Origin of the sequence: Polyangium jinanense (assembly GCF_028435265.1) — a bacterium.
Taxonomy (GTDB): domain Bacteria; phylum Myxococcota_A; class Polyangia; order Polyangiales; family Polyangiaceae; genus Polyangium; species Polyangium jinanense.
On the sequence record NZ_JAGTJK010000046.1, the window covers coordinates 1 to 20,264 of the forward strand.

Sequence of the window (20,264 nt, forward strand, 5' to 3'; positions counted from 1 at the left end):
CGCGCGCCGCCTTCTGCGCGCCCTCGGCGGCCCCCGCGGTCGACAGGACCGTGGATACGAGCTTTTTTTGCTCGTCGATTGCCCCGAGCTCGCCCAGCACCGCGAGCTGTGCCTCCCAGGTCTCGCCAGCCTTCGCGGGGCAGAGCTCCGCGGCAAGGGCGAGCGCGCGCCGCGAACGCTCGAGCTTCCCCTCCGCACGAAGGCCCGGGACCCGCGCAACAAGATCGGCCGCTTGCTCGCAAGGGGGCTTTGGGGCAGGGACCAACGCGGATGCGACCGCCGGAGAGGCCGGCGTGTCCGTCGTCGGGCTGGTGGCACTGCCTTGCAGGGTGTGCGGAGGAGGAGGAGGAAGCGGCGTCCCGCTGCCGCATGCAACGCCGAGGAGCGCTGCGGCGAGTGAACTTGCGCAAAAAGAGCGCGATGCGTTCATGGTTCGTCGTGTACGCATGAGTATCACATGAGCGGAAGCATGCCGGGCTTGCCGGCGACCACGGTCTCCTCGGGCAGTGGGGACCGCGGGGGACCGCTGAAATACGAGCTCATCGCCGTGAGGTCCGCAATCTGCGGGTTGTCCTTGTTGCTAGGATCCGCGCACGTGTACTGCTCGTCGACGGTCATCTTGCGCCAGCGCGCCCAGAAGGTTTGCTTGGGCGCGTCCGCGAACTTTAGGTCCTGCAGCTCCTTGGGAAACTTCGATGCGCCCGAGATAGGCACCCCGTTCCACTCGTTTTTCTTGCCGTCGATCTTGCGTCGTTCGAACACGGGCCCCGCGTCGGCACCGTCGATCATCGGCGTCGAGCCCATGATATGCGTCGGCTCGAGCAGCGTTTCGAGGCCCTTGTCCCGCAGCTCCGCTGTGAGCAGCTCCCGCACGGGCTTCCCTCGTGCGCCCGCCGCAACAAGCGCGCGCGTGAATTCGGCGACCCGCGGTATACTGAGGACCCAATACACGCGGACGTCCTTTGCGGGCAGATTTCGGACGGACCAGATGTAGCGGCAGAGCGAGAATCCCTTGCCACCGTGATCCATGGGCAAAACGCGACTGATGAACCGGACGGTGCGCGAGGCGTCCACGACCACAAGCTGCGCGAGGCTGAGAGGGCGCGCCGTCGCGAGGAACTTCACCTGCTCCTCCGAGGGCTCGGATGGAGGCAAAATTCCGACCCCCACGAGAATACGGCTCAGGGCAGTCATCGCCCCCTTCGTACCCCCGTGATCCGCCGTGCCTTGCTCGTTCTTGCCATCTCCGAGCGGCCCGGTGTCGATCCCCTGGAACTTCGGCGGATCATTGTCCGGATAAATGCGGAGCACGGAGGCGATGTGCGCCTGTCCGGCCTGGCTTCCCGATTCAGGCCCCAGCGAATTGAAGGCGAATACGCTTCCAGGCGTCAGCGTCAACGTATCGAAGAGGTATTTGACGCTGCGATAGCTGCCAGTTTCGGTCTTCTCACCGGTGCTCGCGACGTACCACCGCTTTTCCTCACCAGGCTTCGACTTGAAGATGGGAAGCCCGCCGGTACCGCCTCCCGCTGTCATTCCCCTCTTGCCCAGCTCCGTATGCGAAATGCCGCGTGACATCGCGCAGAGTGTCGTCAGGTGCTGGCATGCGAGGACGATCGGATACGCTGGATCGCTCTCGTCCTTGTCGAGGCGGCGCATGATGTCCATGTCGTCCTTGCCGCCGTCGGAGCCTTTCGTTCCATAGCAGCCGGCCGTTCCGCCGTAAGCCGCGTACACGACGAGCTCGGAGAAGATACGGGCCCACTTCTCCTCGTTCGAAGAGGAGAGCTCGCCCTGGTAGCCGTACTCGGAAGCCCACGCTTCATCGAGCCCCATCTCCAGGCGCTCGCGAAGGTGGTCCATGAGGAGCTGGACGTTCTCTCCGAACTTCGCGGGGTCACTGAGATCGGCGACGCGGTTCGCACGCTCTACCGAAGTCTTGTAGCGCTCCTCCGTGCCAACTGGCGCACGCTTTACGGCCACCGATAGCTGCGGGACCGGCGCATCCTTGTCGGAGACATGGGCCGGCTTGGAGAGGTCGACGTCTTGCTGGTTGTTGGGCTTTGCCATCGGCGCACCTCCTCCCGCTCAAGAACCGTAGACGTCTTGAAGCGCGGCCACGGTCTTCGCGTCGAGCTCGCCGGTGGCCTCGAGCCGATGACTCTCAGCGTGATCCCGCTGGAAGGCCGCGAGTGCGCTCTGCACGTCGGCGTTCATCTCCTCGGTGGGTTTGCCGAAGTAGAACCCGAGGGCCCGCAGTCTTGCCTGCGCCCCTTGCGGCGTATCGGCCGGCGGGATCTCCGCCATCGAGAGCGTGTAGAGCCGCTGCCTTCCGGTTGGATACTCGTCAACCCACAGCTTGATCACGACCTGCTTCACGCCCTTCGGGAGCTTCTGCTGCACGACGCCATCCGCATCCGTCGTGCCCTCGTACTTCAGGCCCTCCGCCATCAAGTGATATTTCTTGTTCGCGTAGGGCTTCATGTACCAATCGCTCAGCTTGCACGAGAGCGGCTGCGTTTCCTTGCGATTCTCGTCCTCGTCCCCTTCGGGCTCGCCCGCGTCGCAGTTGAGCAGCACCTTGTCGCCCTTGATGCTCGCCTCCTTGTCGAGCTCCACGGACGCGCCCTCCGAGTAGAGGCTGATCTTCTTCGCGACGAGCTCGACCTCGCTGTCGAGGCTCAACGTCGGCCCCTTGCCCGCGATCGTCGCCGACTGCGCCGCCTTCACGTCAATCGAGCTTCCGCGCAGCGTGATCCCGCCCGGCCCGATCTCGATCGCGCTCTGCCCGCACTCGATCACGAGCCCCCCCTCGGCGCGGAGCACGAGCCGCTCCGAGGCGCCGATCGAGGCCGACCCGAACACGTACGTGTCGCTCTGCGCCTCGCGCACACCATTGCCGATCACGACGCTGTGATCGCCATCGACCGAGAGCGAGTGGTTCATCACGACGTGCAGCGAAGCGTTCCCGCGCACCGTCGTGGTGTCGTCTCCGTCGATCGACGTCGTTCGGTTCTGCTTCACCGAGAGCCGCGCGTCGCCGTTCACCTGCACGCCCTGATCGCCGAGCACCGCGAGCGTGTCGTCGCGCCCGACCTGCGCGCTCCGGTTCCCCACAACGTTCTCGACACGATGACCGCGCACATCACTCGTCTGGTTGCGCTCGATCACCTCGTCGAAATCGCGCTGTGCGTGCACGTACACCTGCTCGCGTCCGACGCTGTCCTCGAAGCTCAGCTCGTTGAACCCTTCGTCGCGCGGCGTGCTGCGCGTGCGCACACCGCTCCGCGTCTTGTTCTGCGGCAGCATGAACGGCGGCGGGTGCGTCGCGTTGTACGTGCAGCCCGTGACGATCGGGCAGTCCTGATCGCCGCCGAGGAACGTCACCATCACCTCCATCCCGATGCGCGGGATGAACTGGAACCCCCACGAAGCGCCAGACCACGTCTGCACGACGCGCAGCCAGCACGAGCTGTGCTCGTTGCGCTTGCCGTCCAGATCCCAGTGGAACTGCACTTTGATGCGCCCGTGCTCGTCGGTGTAGATCTCCTCGCCCTCGGGGCCGACGACGGTGGCCGATTCGAGCACCTGCCGCAGCGCGCGGCGGGGGCGCTTCGGGCGGAAGACGACCGAGGCGGGGACACACTCGAAGCGGTTCTGATAGACCCGCGGCCCGGCATCGGTGCTCACCGTCGTGCTCGTGAGCTCGGGCGTGTGGCCCTCGTGTTCGACGCGCGTGGCGACGTACTCCTGGCTGAGCGAAGGGTTAGTTTCGGCGTCGAGGTGGAAGCGACGGCCCGGGGAGAGGTGCCGCACTGTGCTCGTGCCCTCGCCGTGCACGGCGTCGCGTCGGTGTTGCTCGAGCTCGACGCGGGCGCGCGTGGGGTTCACCTCGGGTTCGTCGTACTCGCCGCGATGTTCGTAGATGCGAAGATCACCGGCGACGGTCGTTGGCGTGTCGCCCGTGCGTAGATCCACGGAAACCTTCACGCCGACGCGCGGATTGGCACTCGCGGAGGTGCTGAGGCTGATGCCGTTCGCAGAGGCTTTCGCTTCGGATCGCAGATCAAGCAGCGGGCGGCGGAAGTCATAGTCCCGCAAGAGCGTGGAGCTCGGGCGCACCTTGCGGCGCAGCGAAAAGCTCGTGACCACGTCCTCGGGGGTGTTCGTCCCCGAGAGGTCGCGTAACGGGAGATGCGGGCTCGGGGTGGTGGTTGCGGACGCGTACATCGACACGTTGCCGCTCGTCGAGGCGGATGCGTTGATCTCCGCGCCAAATAAGGCTCCGCTGGGAAGAGCGACGTACGCTTCCGCGCTGTCGCCGAACACGACCGTCTCCGCGTGGTCGAGCGCCGTGGCGATCACGCCGCTGGCCGCGCCGGGGACGAAGTTCTCCAGGAGGCCCGAGGGCTGCTCGAACGTGTAGAACATCCCTTCCTCAGCGATGAGCCGCTGGATGAACACGTAGTCGGACTCCTGGTACTGCACGCAGTAGGTGCGCGCCGGGTACGAGCGCGAGAGCTTGAAGGCTGCGCGGACGCCGGCCTGCTCGAGCACGGCGCCGATGATCTCGGGCACGGTGCGGTGCTGGAAGATGCGGCTCGTGACGCGGTGCTTGAGGAGCCACAGGCGCGGGACGAGGCGGATGCGAAGGGCGTGGCGGTCGCGAGCCTTGGTGGTGGCCTCGGGGGAGATGCTGGCGACGACGCCGTGGACGACGCGGGGGTTCTGGTCGTGGACGCGGATGACGAGGGTCGCGGGTTGGCCGAGGAGCGAGGTTTCGAGGAGATCGAAGGGGGGCGGGGCGGTGACGAGGAGGTCGAAGGAGAAGGGTTTGGAGAGGGCTTCCCGGCCGCGGAAGGAGATGACGGCAAGGGAGAGCGCGCCGAGGGGGCCGAGGTGGAGTTCGAAGAGGGAGGGGGTAGGCATGGGAAGCGGGCTCCTGCTCGGGCGCTACGGCGCCTGCGGTCTTTGTGTATCCCGGTCTGGCGCAGAATTCATAGGCGGAAGCAGGATTACGAGGTTCGGCGGAGATGCTAACTCCACGGGTTGCCAAGACGCCGGACAGCGTCGGCGTGGGCTTGCAAACCGAACCCGTCAGTGAGATCCTGACAAGGTTACCGCCTTCGTAGGAGACCCGCCGATGGCATGTTCGAAATGCGGCCAGGGTGGTCATAACGTCCAGACGTGCACGCGCGTGCGCCGGTGTGGTCTCTGTAATGGAAGGGGACACGATCGGCGCAACTGCCCCGAACTTCGTACGCCAACCGATGTTGGCATTGCCGAGGAGCCTTGCTCTCGTGAACGGCTCGTCCAGTTGTGCTCTGGGCAGGACGCACTGCTCGCTCACCTCTATTGGACCGAACGAGTGAAGTATTTCGAGGACAACAGGGACAAATATAGAAATGGTGGTAGTTGGAGCTTTACCGCGACACCCGGCCACGGAGTGCACCGCCCACTCCGTCCAACTATCAACTTCTTCGTAGCCGACACGATTTTTGCCGCCTCGCACGAGGAGGCCGCCAAGGCTCGAGGGCTGAAACACGGGATCTTGATCCGTCGTTCTGCGATCGAACGGGTTGCGGACGGCGACGAATTTCAGCTTGCAGATGTGAAGGTTGGCCATCCCCTCTCCTATGGTCAGACTGATCCTCGCGAATACTGGAGGTTTGACCTTGGCAATCATCGTTTCGCTTCGGTAGCTGCACTCCGGTATGCAACGGTCGTCCGACTCGCGACCCCAGAGGGCGACCTGCGCCGCGAAGTTTCTATCCCTCGAGATGCCATCGTTGCGTGGTGGTAATCGCTGCCGGCCGGTTCCGGTCTTGAAGGGCCACGGACAGGTCCAGCGGTCGCCCCATGTTGTCCCCAACCTGACGCTCCTGTACACTCTCCCTGCAACCCGGAAGGTCCAGACGGATGCACACGCGAGCCAAGCTTGCGGCCTTGGGGGTGGTCTGCGCCGCGGCAGCGTTCGCAACACCAGCTCGGGCCGAACCCACCGCAGCCGACAAGGCGACCGCCGACGCCTTGTTCACCGAAGCCCGCCAGCTCCTCGACGCGGGCCGCGCACCTGAAGCCTGCCCCAAGCTCGAAGAGAGCCAGCGCCTCGACCCCGCCGTCGGCACCGCCCTGAACCTCGCGGACTGCTACGAGCGCACCAACCGCACCGCGAGCGCCTACATCACCTTCGAGGACGCCGCAGCCCTCGCGCGCCGCACAGGTGACACCACCCGCGCCGAGGAAGCTGAACGCCGCGCCCAGGCCCTCCAGCCCAAGCTCGTGCGCCTCGCCGTGAACGTTCCCGACCCGAACCGGATCCCGGGCCTCACGATCCTGCGGGACGGCCAGCCGCTCCCGCAGGCTCAGTGGGGAACGTCGGTCCCGGTCGATCCCGGCGAGCACGTAGTCGAGGCGAAGGCGCCGGATCGCACGCCCTGGAAGAAGACCGTGCAGATCACGACGCCGGGAACCGTCGAGCAGCTCGCCGTGCCGCTTCTCAGCGAAGTCGAGCTCCCGCCGCCTCCTGGACAAACGGCTCAGCGGGTCGCCGGCATCGTCGTCGGCAGTGTGGGGCTCGCGGGGCTCGCCGTGGCCGGAGGGCTTTCCATTGCAGCGGTGACGACGGACAAGGAATCGAAGCAGTATTGTCCCGAGGACCCGAACAAGTGTTACCCGAAAGGCGTGGCCCTTCGGAACGAAGCCATCACGTACGCCGATACCGCGACGGTCGTGGTGATCGCGTCAGGCGTCGTCGTCGCCACGGGCGTCACGCTGTTCCTCCTCGCGGGAGCGCCGAAGTCGCCGAACAAAACCGCCCGTACGTGGGTCCTCGTGCCCCACGCTTCCCCGCAAGGCGCGGGCCTCGTGCTCGGTGGTGTCTTCTAACGAACCCTGCCCTCCGGAGCCCGCATGCAACACGCCTTTAAGCCCGGGCAAATCCTGCTCGACAAGTACCGCGTCGAGCGTGTGCTCGGTGCCGGAGGCATGGGGATCGTCGTCGCGGCGTGGCATCTCGCGCTCGATGAGCTCGTCGCGATCAAGTTCATGCTCGGGCCCGGGAGTCAGGCCGATGTGACTCGCTTCGTGCGCGAGGCGCGCGCCGCGGTTCGTCTTCGAAGTCAGCACGTGGCGAGAGTCCTCGACGTCGCTGCGCTCGAGGACGGGACGCCGTACATGGTGCTCGAGCACCTCGACGGGAACGACCTTTCGCACATGCTCCGCGAGCGCGGTCCGCTTCCCGTGGAAGAGGCCGCGGACGCCATTCTCCAGGCATGCGAGGCGATCGCGGAGGCGCACTCCATCGGCATCGTGCACCGGGACATCAAGCCCGCGAACCTGTTCCTCACGCGCGCACTCGACGGCTTGTCGTGCATCAAAGTACTCGACTTCGGCATCGCGAAGTGGGCGAATGCGAGCACGGCGAAGCTCGACCCTTCGCAACCGATGGGATCCGCGCCGTACATGGCGCCAGAGCAGTTCGCAGCAACGACCCGCGTGGATGCGCGGACCGACGTGTGGGCGCTCGGCGCGACGTTGTTCCACCTCTTGACCGGCAAGATGCCGTTTCACCACGACGACGTCGACTCGATCCAATCGATGATGCGCGCGGTTCTGCATCGTCCGCCGTGGAAGCCGCGCGAGCTTCGGCGAGATCTCCCCGAACCAATGGAGGCTGTGCTACTCCGTTGCCTCGAGAAGGACCAAGCCGTGCGGTTCGGCAGCGTCGCTGCGCTCGCGGCGGCGTTGGCGCCCTTCGGCTCCGAGCACACGGCGATGTACGCGAAGCGCGTGGCGAAGGTTCTCGGCGAGCCGGAGCACAGCGCACGTGTGCCGTCGCGTCCCGAGATCGCGCCGGTTGCAGCAGCGCCCGCTGCTCCACCGCATGCGCCAACAGCGCCGCTCGGCGCCACGGCGCAATCCACGGAGCAGACAGCTCCGCTGCCGCAGCTCGGTCGCGTGAACGAAGCAGCGACACCACCGGCGGCAACAGTCACCACTCCGCAGCTCGATGCATCTGCCCCGAGCAAGCTTCGCGGCCCACTCGCTGCTGCACTCGTAGCCCTTGTCGCGGTGCTGGTAGCCCTCGCGATCGGCATCCGTGTGGGCCGTGAATCTGTCTCGCCGGCTGCGGCATCCGATGTACCTGAAGCGAAGGTGTTGCCGCCGACCGAGAGGCCGACCGAGTCCTCCGTCGTTGCTCAGCCACCTTTGCCTGCCGCCGATGTTTCGCCCGCGAGAGACACGCCTGCCCGCGTCGAGACGACGGCATCGGCCCCCACCCAGCGCAGCACGTCGTCGCCGCCACGATCCGCACGACCGGCCTCACTCACGGGAGCTCCCGCATCGAAGTCCCCACCGAAGGAGGATCTCTATGGCCGACGCCGATGAGTCGCGAACATGGCCGCAGCTCGTGCCGTTGTCGTCTTCCCGGCGCGCTGGTCAATGGCTTGGTACCGTGCTCGCGCTCGCGCTCGCCGGCCTCGTTGCGCCTATCCCTGGCTGCTCTTGGGCCTCTACCGATTGCGTGGCTCAGGACGACGGCGATCCTTGTACGCTGGACGCTTGCGACGGCGGCACGCCCACACACGAGTACCTTGGTGACGGACACCCGTGCTTCGAGGGCAAACGGGAAGGCCGCTGCGACTCGGGACGATGCACGATTCCGTGTGCATCCCTGACGGACTGCGACGACGGCAACCCTTGCACGCTGAGTGAGTGCCAAGGGGGCTCCTGCGTTTTTGTGAACAACTGTTTCGGTTTCGAACCTTCCGGCGTATGCGCCTTCAGCCACGCCCGTCTCGATCGTGACGACAATGCTCACGAGCGACGCGACGAGGCCCGTGGGGCCAGAACCGCGCGAGGCAGATGCCCCCGGGCCCAGTCCGATCAGAAGACGCCCCCCCCAAACGAAGCGATGCTGGAGGCGTTCCGGAACATCCGGGTCTACGTGGACGCCAGGGACGGCAAACGCGCAGTCAACAAGGACGCGCTCGTCGCGGATCCCGTGCTTCTCGCGGCCGCCGCCAAAGAGTTGCTCTGGCGACACTTCCCCGAGACGCTCCACGAGGACATCGCTGACGCCGTCGGACTGGAACTCGACCTTGCGGCGCTCGGCAAGCGAATGCGCGATCCGCGGTTTCGCGATCACGTGCTCAACGCCTATGCCCACTGCTGCTCGATTTGCGGCTTCGACGCGAGGCTCGGCGGCAGGAACGTGGGCCTCGAAGCAGCACACATCCGCTGGGTGCAGATGCTCGGCTCCAACAACATCGACAACGGTCTGGCCATGTGCTCGCTGCATCACAAGCTCTTCGATGCAGGAGCGCTCGCCATTGAGTGGAACGGACACGTGTACCGCGTCCTGTTCAGCGCGGAGCTGAACGGAGCAAGCGAGGCATTTCGTAAATGGCTCCTCCGCGCTCATCGGGCAAACCTCCATCTACTCCCCCTCGACCCAGCGCACCGGCCCCATCCCGATAATTTGCGTTGGCACCATCGTGAAGTCTTCAAGCGCCCGGAACTCAATGTACCTGCGATTTAACACGTGCGGCATACTCTCTCAGCAAACTACCAGTCGAGCTCGGTCGCGTATGTCAACAACCCGGACGTCCACGCTGATCCCCACCCGGCGCTCGTCGTGACGCTCGTCCAATGTCCTGCGTGAATTTTCGGGATGTCGGCGAGTGGATTGCTCTGCTGGGGGCAGAGAACCTGCTTCCCGCAAGGCGGTTGCTACGGGGCGGGAAGCTTGACGCGGTCCGAGAGGCTGCGGAAATCGGCCATCCTGGGACGATCGTCAACCTTCGGCAGGGTCCGGATCGGCACACCTTCGGGGCAGAGTATCGGCACGTTTCCATCCCGAATTCGTACGAGAAGTACGATACGACCGACGCGACCGTACGCCGATGGCTCAACGCGGTGGCTCAGGCTGTCTGCGAAGCGCCCGCATTTCCAGTGATGCTCCATTGCACGTCCGGGAAGGACCGGACCGGCGTCGCTGTCGCGTTGCTGCTCACCGCTCTCGGTGCGCCGCGGGCGATCATCGTCGAGGAGTACCTGCTCAGTGATGGGGAGGTGGAGCGGGCTTGGATCGAGCGGGCACTTGATGGGATCGGGGATGTGCGGCGGTATCTCGCACGGGTCGACGTGCAGCGACTAAGAGAGCGGTTACGCTCAGTCTGAATCACTCGTAATCGTACACGAACACTGGCGTGTCGATCAGTGCATCCTCGATGAGCGGCTCGACCTTCTCCCATTTGCCACCAGCGAGCCCGCACCCTATTCGAGGCATGTGAACCGACGCTCGGTTCTCTTCTGCCACGCCGCGCAGCTTGCGCAGGCATTCAGCGAGTGCCTCGTAGCGAATGGGCGGCCCTTTCGAGCCCGTCCGGATGCCCCGCTGTGCAAGCATGTTGACCACGTGAGTGTCCGGCTTGACCCGGACCACCTGGATCGCACCGAGCGCGAAGTCGTTCCGCGCCCGCTCTGCGTGCCAGCGTCGATACGCCTGCTCGGGCTCCGGCCATCGACGGGAGATGGCGAGCACGAACCCCTTGCCCCAGCCGCCAAGGTCGTTGACGACGTGGGCGATGAGCTTCGGACCCTTCGCCTGGGGGACGGTGGCGTCGCCCTTCAGGTAGGTGATCACGTCGCGTCCTTGGCGGCCTTTTTTACACTGAGGTAAGCATCCCAGATTTGCTCGACTGCCCACCAACAGAATTGGTTCTCCAAGGGATCGCTCACCGTTACAAGGTCCAGGTAGCTGATGCCCTCGGAGACGGGGGAGAACCAGAGAACGAGGCCGCTTTCGCCATCTGGCATGGGAACCCCTCCCTCTTCCTCCAGGTGCTTGTCCATCAGGTCGTCTCGAACGACAATCGCCCATCCTTTCGGCGGCCATGTCGCGGGCATGTGTGGCGCGCGCAGGACCACCTCGTTGTCGTTCTCGTCGTAGATGCGGAAAATGGCATTGGGCCACCGGACGCGTACCGCCATGAGAAAGCGGCTCATTACATCCTCGAAGTGTGGTACACGCGGGAAGTTGTGGTCGAACCCTCCAACCGTTGAGGTCTCCTCGTCTCCCGCGCTGGACACCTTCTGAACCGACACCTTGAACATGATTACTTGCACCTTTTGCCATGAGCGATCTGCTGCTCGCGACGAACAGTCAGATCCGCCGGATGATACACTGAGACACCAGCCTCTCCCCGTCCGCCCCGCAATGGTTTCAGCAACGAGTCTGGGATGTCCATTTGGAAGTAATACTCCACCTTTTCACGCGGAAGCCCACCCAGCTTTGCCGCTAGGTTTTTATGCGTTGGCGGAAGCGTCGTAAAATAAGCTCCGTATGGATGGTCACCCGGTGGCTTCGATGCCTTGAAGAGCCAGTCTCGCTGCGCAGTGATAGCTTTGAAGCCCTTTGCGCTCGTGTAGTGGTACACGATCGCGAGGCCCAACGGATCGGATGCAACCGCGGGGTCGGGCACGTATCCATACGCCTCGATTCCACCTAGTAACCCGATCGGGTCCTTGCTGGTGTACCTCCCAGTCTCCGGGTCGTAATACCTGAACCGATTGTAGAACAGCCCCGTCTCAGCATCCTCGTACTGCCCCGGAAACCGCCACGGAACCGCGGTCTTCTCCACATCGGCCGCCGCCTTCCCGTAGACGTCGACTTCGCCCTGCCACGCGACCCCGCCCCACTCATCGAACGCCGCGCATGGCGCCCCAACCTGATCCGTGACGATCGCCCACCGCCGCAAGCCCTGTACCTTCGCCGCTGGTGTGAACGTCCCCGGCTCGAACACCCACGCGATCGGCCCTTCCCTCGTGGAGAGCTCGTGCAGCGGGACATCCCCGTCCCAGATCCACGTCTGCTCCTCCGCGTCCGAGGTCTTCTTCACTCGACGCCCGAGGGCGTCGTACTCGAACCGGACCACCTTCCCGTCCGCCTTCGTGACCGCCACGAGCCGCCCGGCAGCGCTCCACGTGTACGTCTCGCGCCGCCCGTCCGGCCACATCTTCGCGGTCCGGTTCCCGTCGCGGTCATGCTCGTACGTCACCCCATCCGCAGCGGCGAGCACGCCGCCCTTCTTGTACGTCTGCGGCTCCCCCTGCATCGCCTGCTGGATGTTCCCCGTCGGCGTGGGGCGCCGCCAGCGCACGCGCCCGCTGGGCTCCGTCGCCGCCGTGAGCCTGGCGCGCCTGTCGTGGAAGTACCGCGTGAGCCCGCGGCGGGAGTCGTCACGCTCCTTCTACAACGAGCCCGGCTCCCAGGTGAACGCGACGCGCCGCAGCTCCTTGCCGCCGTCGAGCATCGAGGTCTCGGCGACACGCCCGCTCGGATCGCGTCGCGTTCGGACCGCGATCCCGCCGGGCAGCCGCCGCTCGGCCTCGAGCCCCGCCGCGTCACGCATGATCGACGTACGCCATCGATCGACGCCCGTGCCGAGCGAGATCGCATCGAGCTCGCCCATGGCATCACGCAGGAACGCGCCATCGAAGCCAAGGGACGACGACACCTCGGCGAGCAGGCCGCGCGCGTCGTAGCGCCGCTCGATGACGTGGGGCCCTTGCTGATCGCGCACCACACGCCCCAGCGCATCGCGCTCGAGCGTCACGCGCGCTGCCTCGTTCTCGGCCGCGATGAGCGCCCCATCTGCGCGATACGTGAACCGCTCCTCCGTGCCGTCCGGGTAGCGGACGCACGTCACGCGCCCGATGGCATCACGCTCGAACGCGACCGTCCGCCCGCTCGGCTGCACGCTCTTCACGAGCACGCCGCCCGCGTCGTACACGTACCGCTGACAGCTCCCGTCGAAGCCGATCTCCTGGATCACGCGCCCGCACGCGTCGCGCGTGAGCGTGTGGATCTCGCCGGCCTCGTTCTCGATCGCCATCAGCTGCCCCTCGGTATCGTACCGCAGCCGAACCGTCTCGCCGGCCTCCTCGCGCAGCGCGAGGTGATGGAACCCGGTGTAGCCGAACCTCACGTGTCGGGCGTGATCCTTGGCCTCGACTGGGTTCCCCTCCGCGTCGTACTTGATCCGCAGGTGGTTCCCGTCCGCCTCCTCGACCTCGACCAACCGGAGCGCGTTGTACCTGTACCTCGTGACACCGCCACGCGCGTCGTGATGCTCGACCACACGGCCCAGGATGTCGTGGACGAGCCTCTCTTCGCCCCCGTTCGCGTAGCGGATGCTCCGCACGTTCTTCGCGTCGTCGTACTCGAGCGCGACCCGTCCACTCATCGGGTCCGTGACCTCGCGGAGCAGCCCCCGCTTCCATCGACACCGCGTCTCTCCCCCGAGCGGATTGATCATGGCCCGCATGCGCCCCGCGCCGTCATACCGGAGGCGCCACTCGGCTCCGCACGGATTCGCGAATTCCACCAGGCGGTCGCGCTCGTACTTCATACGCTCCGTCGTTCCATCGGGACGCACGATCTCCACGCAGTTTCCGCGCTCGTCGAACTCGCGCCGTACTTCCCACCCGAGCGGATCCACTTCCGCGGCCACCTGACCGCTCTCGGGATCATAGCGGTACCGCGTGGCTTTCCCTTGCTGGTCGGTTACTTCCACGACGTTTCCCAGCTCGTCCCGGTGGAACACGCGCAGATTGGCGAGGCTATCGTCCACAAACGTCTTCCGGTTCCGCTCGTCGTACCGGATCACGTGGTCGTAGATGCCGCCATCGCCCCACGTCCGCACGCACTTCGCGTATTCGTTCAGCCCATCGTACTGGAAGTAAAACGACAACCCCGTGCGGTCGGTCTCCTTCACGAGCAGATGCCCCTTGTACGCGTACGTCTCCGCGTTCCCAAGCGCATCAACCACACGTACGAGGTTCCCCGGTTCGTCGAACTCGTACTTTGCGTGACGTACCCATCCCTCACGCGGATGCGGCACCTTGATCTCACGGAGCCTGTCGTTGCCGTCGTACAGGAGCCGGAGCATCCGGCCTCCGCTATCGATCACCCGTGAAAGCCTGCCCCGCTCGTCGTACTCACACTCGATGGTGATGCCGTCCCGCGCCGCGATACGCTGGAGTCGGGCGCGCATGGGATTCTTTGCGCCCTTCATCCGCGCGAAGTGCAGCACCTGCCCCTCGTGCGTCTCGATCTCGAACCGATGCCCGCGGCGAGCTTTCAACGTGAGGCGGTTGGTCGGCTCGTACACGCTTTGGCCAGGCCGAAGCATGCGCTCGGGGAGATGGCCGAGCAGAAACTCGATCTCACGTCCGTCCTCTGCCAGATAGACGACCTTGCCCCGCTCGCACCACACCGCTTGATCCAGGCTGTGCGACCACCCATAACCGAGGGGCCCATCCCGCCACGACCGCGACGACGAGTAGATCCGCTCGATAGCGAGCGGCATCGGCCCCGGCAGTTCCAGGTCGCGCTTCTCCGTGAACATGCGTCCCGTCGCGACATCCACGGGATGCCCCGTCGCGAAGCAGATCGCCGTGTGAATACGGTCCCGATAACGCCGCGGTGCGATGTGATCAACAGCCCGACGCATTCCTTGGCTGATGCGCGCCCACTTGCCGCTTCGCCGCTGCGCGGCCCGCAGCTTCCGGAAGAGCTTCCCGCCCGCGCGAACCACGGCCCCGAGCGCACGAAGCGTCGCCTTGAAGCCGGCCGCGAACGCGATGGCCTTCACGTCCGGCACCATCGGCCGAGTCACGAGCACCGGCGCACCCTTGGGCACGGCAAGCACCACGCTCGTCGGCAGGCGAACCGGATCGCTGCACGAGAGCGCGAGATCCCCGAGCCGCACGGCGAGGCTGCCGCCGAGTGTCACGCCCAGCGATCCGAACATCAACTCGGCGTCGTTCCCCGGTCCCGTCGGCGGCAGGAACGTCACGCCCGGCGTCGGAACGTGCGGCATCGTGAGCAGGTTGGTCCCGAGGGTGCCGGTGTTGGCGACAGGCATTCCATTGACGAACACGAGCCCAGGCCCAGCCCCCGCAGCCATGCCGACTGCGGCCGAAACTGCAGCCCCCACGGGATCGAACACCATACCAACGAACGCCATCGGCACGAGCGTCGGTACCGGCGCAGGGGCAGGCGGAGCAGGCACCCCGACGATGTGGAAATCGAGCCCGAGGACGGGATCAAACTGCGTCGCAACAAGCATCGTCCCCCTCCATCGACGGAGTATCCGCCTCGCTCTCGCCCATCGTCTCCATCTCGACCGCGACACGCTCGAGCCAGTCCGCCCGATCTGTGCTCCCGTGCTCACGGAAGATTCGCCCGAGGGCGCGCGCAGCTTCCGGTCCACTCGACAACCGCCACTCCTCCGGCTCACCGTCGCTCGCGATCTGCACGGCACGCCAGAATGCGCCCGCGGCATGCTCAATATCCCGCTGCGAGACGAGAACCTGCCCAGCCATGCGATAGGCCTCAATCGCGAACATCCGCTCACCCTGCCCAGCGGCCAGCTGCCCGGCCTCGGCGAAGGCGAGCGCAGCCTCGCCGCTCTTGCCCGCCGCGAGCAGGCCGGAGCCGACCGCGAGCTGGGCCTGCGCGGAGAGCGCCGGCAGCTTCGCCGCGTCGGCTTCCGCGCGAGCCTCGCGAAAGATGGCCGCCGCGGTATCCGGGGCGCGCGCCTGCATGGCGAATCCACCCATGACGAGCCCCATCATCACGGCGAGTTTCCCGAGCCCCGCCCCGCGACAAAGCGCCTTCGCCTCGCGCATGAGGGCAACCGCTCGCGATGCATCGCCCTTGATCATCGCACCCGCTGCGCCGATGACGAACCCGCGAAGTTCGCGCATGGGCTCAGGCCGCAAAAGCGGCTCCGGAATGCCTTTCTCGATCGCGTCGGAGCGTGCCTTCTCCGTAGCTTCCGCGATCACGCGGGCTTGCTGGGACGTGAGCGGGGGAGTCCGCACCTTGTGCGGCGGCGGAACCTCATCCGGCCCGGCCATGCCCGCCATCCGCATCCCATCGGCCCCGGGGGGCGCCGATGCCGCAGCCGAAAGCATGGCCTCGACGTCGCGTTGCACCTCGCGTGTGTCGAGCCGTGCGTCCACGACGAGCGCCAAGTCGCCGCGCCTCTCGGCGATCGACCTGCAGATTGATTCGTCCAAGTCGACGATAACCCATCGAACACGTGCAAGCTCTGGCCGCTCGACGAGCGCAGCGACGTCCTCCATCCATTGCTTCGGATCGCGCACCCAGACAGGCGAAAGCACGACCACGAGCCCCTCCAGCGGGGAGCCGAGGGAGTCGACCGCGGCCCTCAGCTCCAAACCGAAGCGTCCCAGCGTGGACGGGGCACGCGCTTCGGCGGGCATCGGGCGGATCGTGACCCCCTCGCCCGCCTTCTCGTGCAGCTCGGCGAGCTCCTCCATGTCGGCTCGCAGCTCCTCGCTGCGGAGGCTCCAGCCGTCATCCGTCGTCTCGGTCGGCGCTTCGAGGAAGACGAACGGGCAGAGGTTCTCCTGGTGGTGCTCCGCCGCGGCGATGTGCTCGAGGGCCGCGATGCGGATGGGATCGGACGTGGTCACGTGCAGGAGCCGCAGTTCCGGCTCGGCGATGAACGTCTGCATTGCCTCGGCCACGTGGACGAGGGGATCCGTGATGCTCTTGAACATGGCCGCCCCCTCAATTCACGCTGGCAATGCCCGTGGCCACGTTGAATGCGCCGCCGCTGACGTCCACCTTGCCCCCGGACGACGACACCCCGCCACCGTCCGCCGCAACGACGCCTCCAGGCCCCGAGAGAACCGCTACCGCACTACCCGAGACCGTCGCGGTGCTCCCGCACATCGTCGCCTCGGCCGGACTGCTCATGGTCGCGTTCCCGTCGAGGAGCACGGTGCTCCCGCCGGTCGACGACATGCACGCGTTGCCATCGAGTAGCACCTGGCTACCCGCGGCAGACTTCGCGCAGACGTTCGCATCGAGCAGCACTTCCGCGCCGCCCGTCGCCTTTGCGAGCGCGTTCGCATCGAGGAACATGCGCGACCCAGCGGCCGATTGCAGGAGCGCGTTCGGGTCGAGAACCAACGTCGCCCCGCCACCGGCCGTGATCGTGATCTTCCCCGGCTCGATGAGCACGAAACTCCCGCCACACTCGAGTCGGATCGACGCGGGCGCCTGAACGTGTACTGTGTCCGACGCGTCGAGCTCGTACTTCCCGCGCACGGTCACCGCGCCGCCGCGTACGCCTCCAGGCTTCGGCTCGTCCCCGTCGATGATCGTCCGCTGATTTCCTCGCACGTGGATGTGCTGGCTGCCGTCGACCGTGAGTCCTTGGTTCCCGCGGACGTGCTCCGTGTCGTCGCCGTCCACGGTCTGCGTGCGCTTGCCGTGCACCGCGGCGGAGCGGTCGTGCTCGACAACCTCATTGTAATCGCGCTGGGCGTGCACGTAGATTTCCTCTGCACCCGTAGCGTCGTCGAAGCGGATCTCGTTATGTCCGTCTCCGCCGAACGTCTTCGTGCGGATTCCGCTGCGCGTCTTCTGCTGCGGCAGCGCATACGGCGGCACGTTCGCTGCGTGGTACAAGCTCCCGATGACGAAAGGCCGATCGGGGTCGCCCTCCAGGAAGGCCACGACGACCTCGTGCCCCACGCGCGGCAAGAACTGCGCGCCCCAGCCCGCGCCCGCCGAGGATTGCATGACGCGAAGCCAGCACGAGCTGCGCTCGTCCTTCTTTCCCTGCCGATCCCAATGGAATTGCACCTTGACGCGGCCGTAGGCGTCCGTGTGCAGCTCCTCCTTGCCGGGCCCGACGACGATCGCCGTCTGCGGCCCCGAGATCACAGGTCGGGGGGTCGTGCGGGAGGGACGAACCCTCACGTCCGCGCCCACGACCTCGAAACGATTTTCGTAGGAGGACTCTCCATCGGTGAGAATGGCATCCGGCATCGGCGCGGTGCCCTGGTGTTCGACCCGCATAACCAGATAGGCCCCATTCATGCGATCGTCAGGATGGTCCATGAGCAGGAACGTCTTCCCCGGAATGACCCGGCACGAATCGCTCTCCCCGGCCCCGCTTCGCGCCCGGGTCCGCAGCTCCTCGAGCTGCATGGCCGCGAGCTCTGCGCCGCGCTCCGGCGTCTCATAGCGCCCCGGATACTCGTAGACCTCCAGCTCCGAATCTTCGTCAGCCTTCTTGGCGGCTTCTAGCGAGAGCGCCGGCTTCCTGAACTCGTAATCCCGCAGCGTGACCTTGCCGGAATGTACCCGCTCTGCCCACGCGAACCTGGAGACGTGCTCCCCATGCGCCATGGCGCCGAGCGGTGCACGGAAGGCGAGCGTTCCGCCGGAGATCGGCGCATGCGCTGTGGGCCCGTCAGCCATCACGAGGATGCTGTCATCGTCAAAGAAGTAATGGATCCCCTCCTCTTCGAGAAGCCGGGAGACGAAGGCCCAATCGGTCTCTCGATACTGGACACAATAATCCCGCCGCATTCGATCCTTCCCGAGCGCGAAGCGGAAGCTACCCCTGCGGACTCCAGCGGATTCGAGCACGGCAGCAACGATCTCGGGCGCCGACCGCTCCTGAAAGATGCGGTTGTCCCTGCGATGGAGAAGTCGCGTGACCTCCGGGACGAGCACGGCCCGGTACGCGGTCCCCGTCTTTCCGTCGTCGAGCTGCACGAACTCGGCGATCATGCCGCGAACCGTCCGCGTGCTCTCGCCCGTATCGAACGTAAGAGTAGCCGTTCGGCCTGCATGGTCCGCCATAGCTGCGTGGACCGTCTGCGCGATGGCCACCGGATTGATCGGCAGGGATCCGACGCCCAGCTTGTCGAGCAACCCACCGACGATTCCCTGCAGCGGAAAGCCCCGAACAACATCAATTTCAAATCGGAAAAGCTCCGACAGACCTTCTGAGCCGCTGAGCCGAACCCCACGCAATAGTTCGCCAGCCCCCTCGATCGAAAGGAGGATATTCATTGCCCTGACCCCTACGTGCAGGATCCCCGAAGAGTCGGAGAGCCTGGATAGGCGGCAGGTTGTCCGACCGACATGCTGACCGTCAAGGATAGAAGTGCGAAGCGTGCTTCGCGTAGGACATTTTACGTCCTACAAACTGAGATACGCAAGAGGTGGACCGTGGTACGGGTCACCACGTGTCGGGTTTCTGACGTCGGCAGTGCAGCAGAACGAACCCTGCCTGACCAAGGAATCTCACGTTAGGTTCGGCGGAGTGAGCCGCGCGGATTTTCGGTTACCGTTCTCCTGCTGCGGGCAAGAAGCGAGTGTGGGGAAGAAACTGAACGAACCCGATCTTCTCGCCGAGCTCCTCGCCCTTCGTCCGGATCTCGTCCAGCGCTTCGCGCGTCTCCGCTGCGGGCGCGCCGATGCCGATGATCTGGCGCAGAACACGTTGATCCGCGGCGTCCGCAGCCTCCATACCTACCGGTCCGAGGGCGAGCTCCGGCGCTGGGCGATGGGCGTCGCGAACAACGTGTATCGGCGCCATCGCAGGACGGTGCGTCGTCGAAACAAGGTGATCGTGACGGAGCCAGAGGCCGCGGTGGAAGCGTTTGCCCCCGGCCCCTCGCCCGACGTGAGCGCGCAGCTCGGCGAGGCGCGTGAGCGCCTCTACGCGGCGGTCGACGCGATGCCCGACGTCTTGTTCGAGGTGTTCTTCCTCGTCTACCTCGAAGAGTACACGCTCGAGGAAGCGCGTAAGGAGCTCAGGATCTCGAAGAACGCGGTGAAGATGCGCGCGCTCCGCGTGCGCCGATACCTTCGCAAGGAGATGCGCGACTTCCGCGACGCGTACTACAGCGTCGTGCCCCCGATGCCGCCGAGCGGGCCGCTTGCCCTCCTCGTGCAGAGGGCCGCGCCGATGCTCGGGCACATGGCGAGCGTGCTCATGGCGGCCCTGCTGCCTGTTGTTCGGGGCGGCGGGGGCCGAACTCGCAGCCCCCCTCCGGCTCTGCTTCCGGAAACGGGACCGAGAAAACCACCTACCCGATTCCGGGGCGCGTCCTCCCCTTTCGTCCGCCGGTCCCAGGTCTTCGCCGCGACCTCTCCGAACCGGTCCCCTGCGCCTCCTCCGGCCCCGGCAATAGCTCCGCCGCGCTTACCCCCAGCGCAGCCGCGATCCTCAGGCACGTCTCGACCGTGATGTTGACCCGCCCGTGCTCGGTGCTCGAAAGGTTCCCCTTCGCGACGCCGCTCCTCTTGGCGAGCTGGTCCAGCGACATCCCTTGCTCGAGGCGGATGTCCCGGATGCGCGCGCCGATCTCGACGAGCAGGGGAGACGTGACTTGCCGACGTGGCATGGCCCTGT

14 protein-coding genes and 2 pseudogenes are annotated in these 20,264 nt (G+C 65.9%); 6 read left to right on the forward strand and 10 right to left on the reverse strand.

Annotated features, from left to right (window positions below):
- From KEG38_RS42965 to tssI, 3 genes are all read right to left on the reverse strand, one after another.
- The coding region (locus KEG38_RS42965; RefSeq protein WP_272426562.1) for a hypothetical protein at window positions 1-265 on the reverse strand (265 nt) is incomplete at its 3' end.
- A gap of 188 nt (window positions 266-453) precedes the next feature.
- Window positions 454-2,070: a hypothetical protein gene (locus KEG38_RS42970; RefSeq protein ID WP_272426563.1), complete on the reverse strand. Its 1,617-nt coding sequence runs from the start codon at window positions 2,068-2,070 to the stop codon at window positions 454-456.
- A gap of 18 nt (window positions 2,071-2,088) precedes the next feature.
- Window positions 2,089-4,929 carry a type VI secretion system tip protein TssI/VgrG gene (gene tssI / locus KEG38_RS42975; RefSeq protein ID WP_272426564.1) on the reverse strand — a complete coding sequence of 947 codons (2,841 nt, stop codon included), beginning with the start codon at window positions 4,927-4,929 and terminating at the stop codon, window positions 2,089-2,091.
- 439 nt (window positions 4,930-5,368) lie between these two features.
- Here tssI and KEG38_RS42980 point away from each other — a divergent pair, with 439 nt between their 5' ends.
- From KEG38_RS42980 to KEG38_RS43000, 5 genes are all read left to right on the forward strand, one after another.
- On the forward strand, window positions 5,369-5,803 hold the full coding sequence (locus KEG38_RS42980; RefSeq protein ID WP_272426565.1) for a hypothetical protein: 435 nt from the start codon (window positions 5,369-5,371) through the stop codon (window positions 5,801-5,803).
- Window positions 5,804-5,919: 116 nt separating this feature from the next.
- Entirely contained in the window at window positions 5,920-6,888 is a 969-nt protein-coding gene (locus KEG38_RS42985) for a tetratricopeptide repeat protein (protein ID WP_272426566.1), read from the forward strand.
- A 24-nt stretch (window positions 6,889-6,912) separates the two neighbouring features.
- Window positions 6,913-8,391 (forward strand): serine/threonine protein kinase, encoded by a 1,479-nt coding sequence (locus KEG38_RS42990; RefSeq protein ID WP_272426567.1) that lies wholly within the window; start codon window positions 6,913-6,915, stop codon window positions 8,389-8,391.
- A 526-nt stretch (window positions 8,392-8,917) separates the two neighbouring features.
- Window positions 8,918-9,544, forward strand: a complete 627-nt coding sequence (locus KEG38_RS42995) for an HNH endonuclease (RefSeq protein ID WP_272426568.1) — start codon at window positions 8,918-8,920, stop codon at window positions 9,542-9,544.
- A gap of 119 nt (window positions 9,545-9,663) precedes the next feature.
- Entirely contained in the window at window positions 9,664-10,185 is a 522-nt protein-coding gene (locus KEG38_RS43000; protein WP_272426569.1) for a tyrosine-protein phosphatase, read from the forward strand.
- 1 nt (window position 10,186) lies between these two features.
- Here the strand turns inward: KEG38_RS43000 and KEG38_RS43005 are convergent, their stop codons facing one another.
- The 6 genes and pseudogenes from KEG38_RS43005 to KEG38_RS43030 all read right to left on the reverse strand — a co-directional run bounded on the left by KEG38_RS43005 (window position 10,187) and on the right by KEG38_RS43030 (window position 18,916).
- Window positions 10,187-10,651, reverse strand: a complete 465-nt coding sequence (locus tag KEG38_RS43005) for a macro domain-containing protein (RefSeq protein ID WP_272426570.1) — start codon at window positions 10,649-10,651, stop codon at window positions 10,187-10,189.
- Entirely contained in the window at window positions 10,648-11,121 is a 474-nt protein-coding gene (locus KEG38_RS43010) for a hypothetical protein (protein ID WP_272426571.1), read from the reverse strand. The genes KEG38_RS43005 and KEG38_RS43010 overlap by 4 nt, the downstream gene beginning before the upstream one ends.
- A 2-nt stretch (window positions 11,122-11,123) precedes the next feature.
- A pseudogene (locus KEG38_RS43015) lies at window positions 11,124-12,215 on the reverse strand (RHS repeat-associated core domain-containing protein); the annotation flags it as partial.
- 42 nt (window positions 12,216-12,257) lie between these two features.
- Window positions 12,258-15,140 carry a DUF6531 domain-containing protein gene (locus KEG38_RS43020; RefSeq protein ID WP_272426573.1) on the reverse strand — a complete coding sequence of 961 codons (2,883 nt, stop codon included), beginning with the start codon at window positions 15,138-15,140 and terminating at the stop codon, window positions 12,258-12,260.
- Window positions 15,118-16,602: a hypothetical protein gene (locus tag KEG38_RS43025; protein WP_272426574.1), complete on the reverse strand. Its 1,485-nt coding sequence runs from the start codon at window positions 16,600-16,602 to the stop codon at window positions 15,118-15,120. Before KEG38_RS43025 ends, KEG38_RS43020 begins: the two co-directional genes overlap by 23 nt.
- 10 nt (window positions 16,603-16,612) lie before the next feature.
- Window positions 16,613-18,916, reverse strand: a complete 2,304-nt coding sequence (locus KEG38_RS43030; protein WP_272426575.1) for a type VI secretion system Vgr family protein — start codon at window positions 18,914-18,916, stop codon at window positions 16,613-16,615.
- A gap of 307 nt (window positions 18,917-19,223) precedes the next feature.
- On the opposite strand from KEG38_RS43030, the gene KEG38_RS43035 reads away from it, so the two are divergent.
- Complete coding sequence (locus KEG38_RS43035; RefSeq protein WP_272426576.1) at window positions 19,224-20,099, forward strand: RNA polymerase sigma factor; 876 nt, start codon at window positions 19,224-19,226, stop codon at window positions 20,097-20,099.
- Here the strand turns inward: KEG38_RS43035 and KEG38_RS56220 are convergent.
- Window positions 20,098-20,256 (reverse strand): annotated as a pseudogene (locus KEG38_RS56220) (helix-turn-helix domain-containing protein); the annotation flags it as partial. The gene KEG38_RS43035 and the pseudogene KEG38_RS56220 overlap by 2 nt on opposite strands.
- Window positions 20,257-20,264 lie beyond the last annotated feature (8 nt).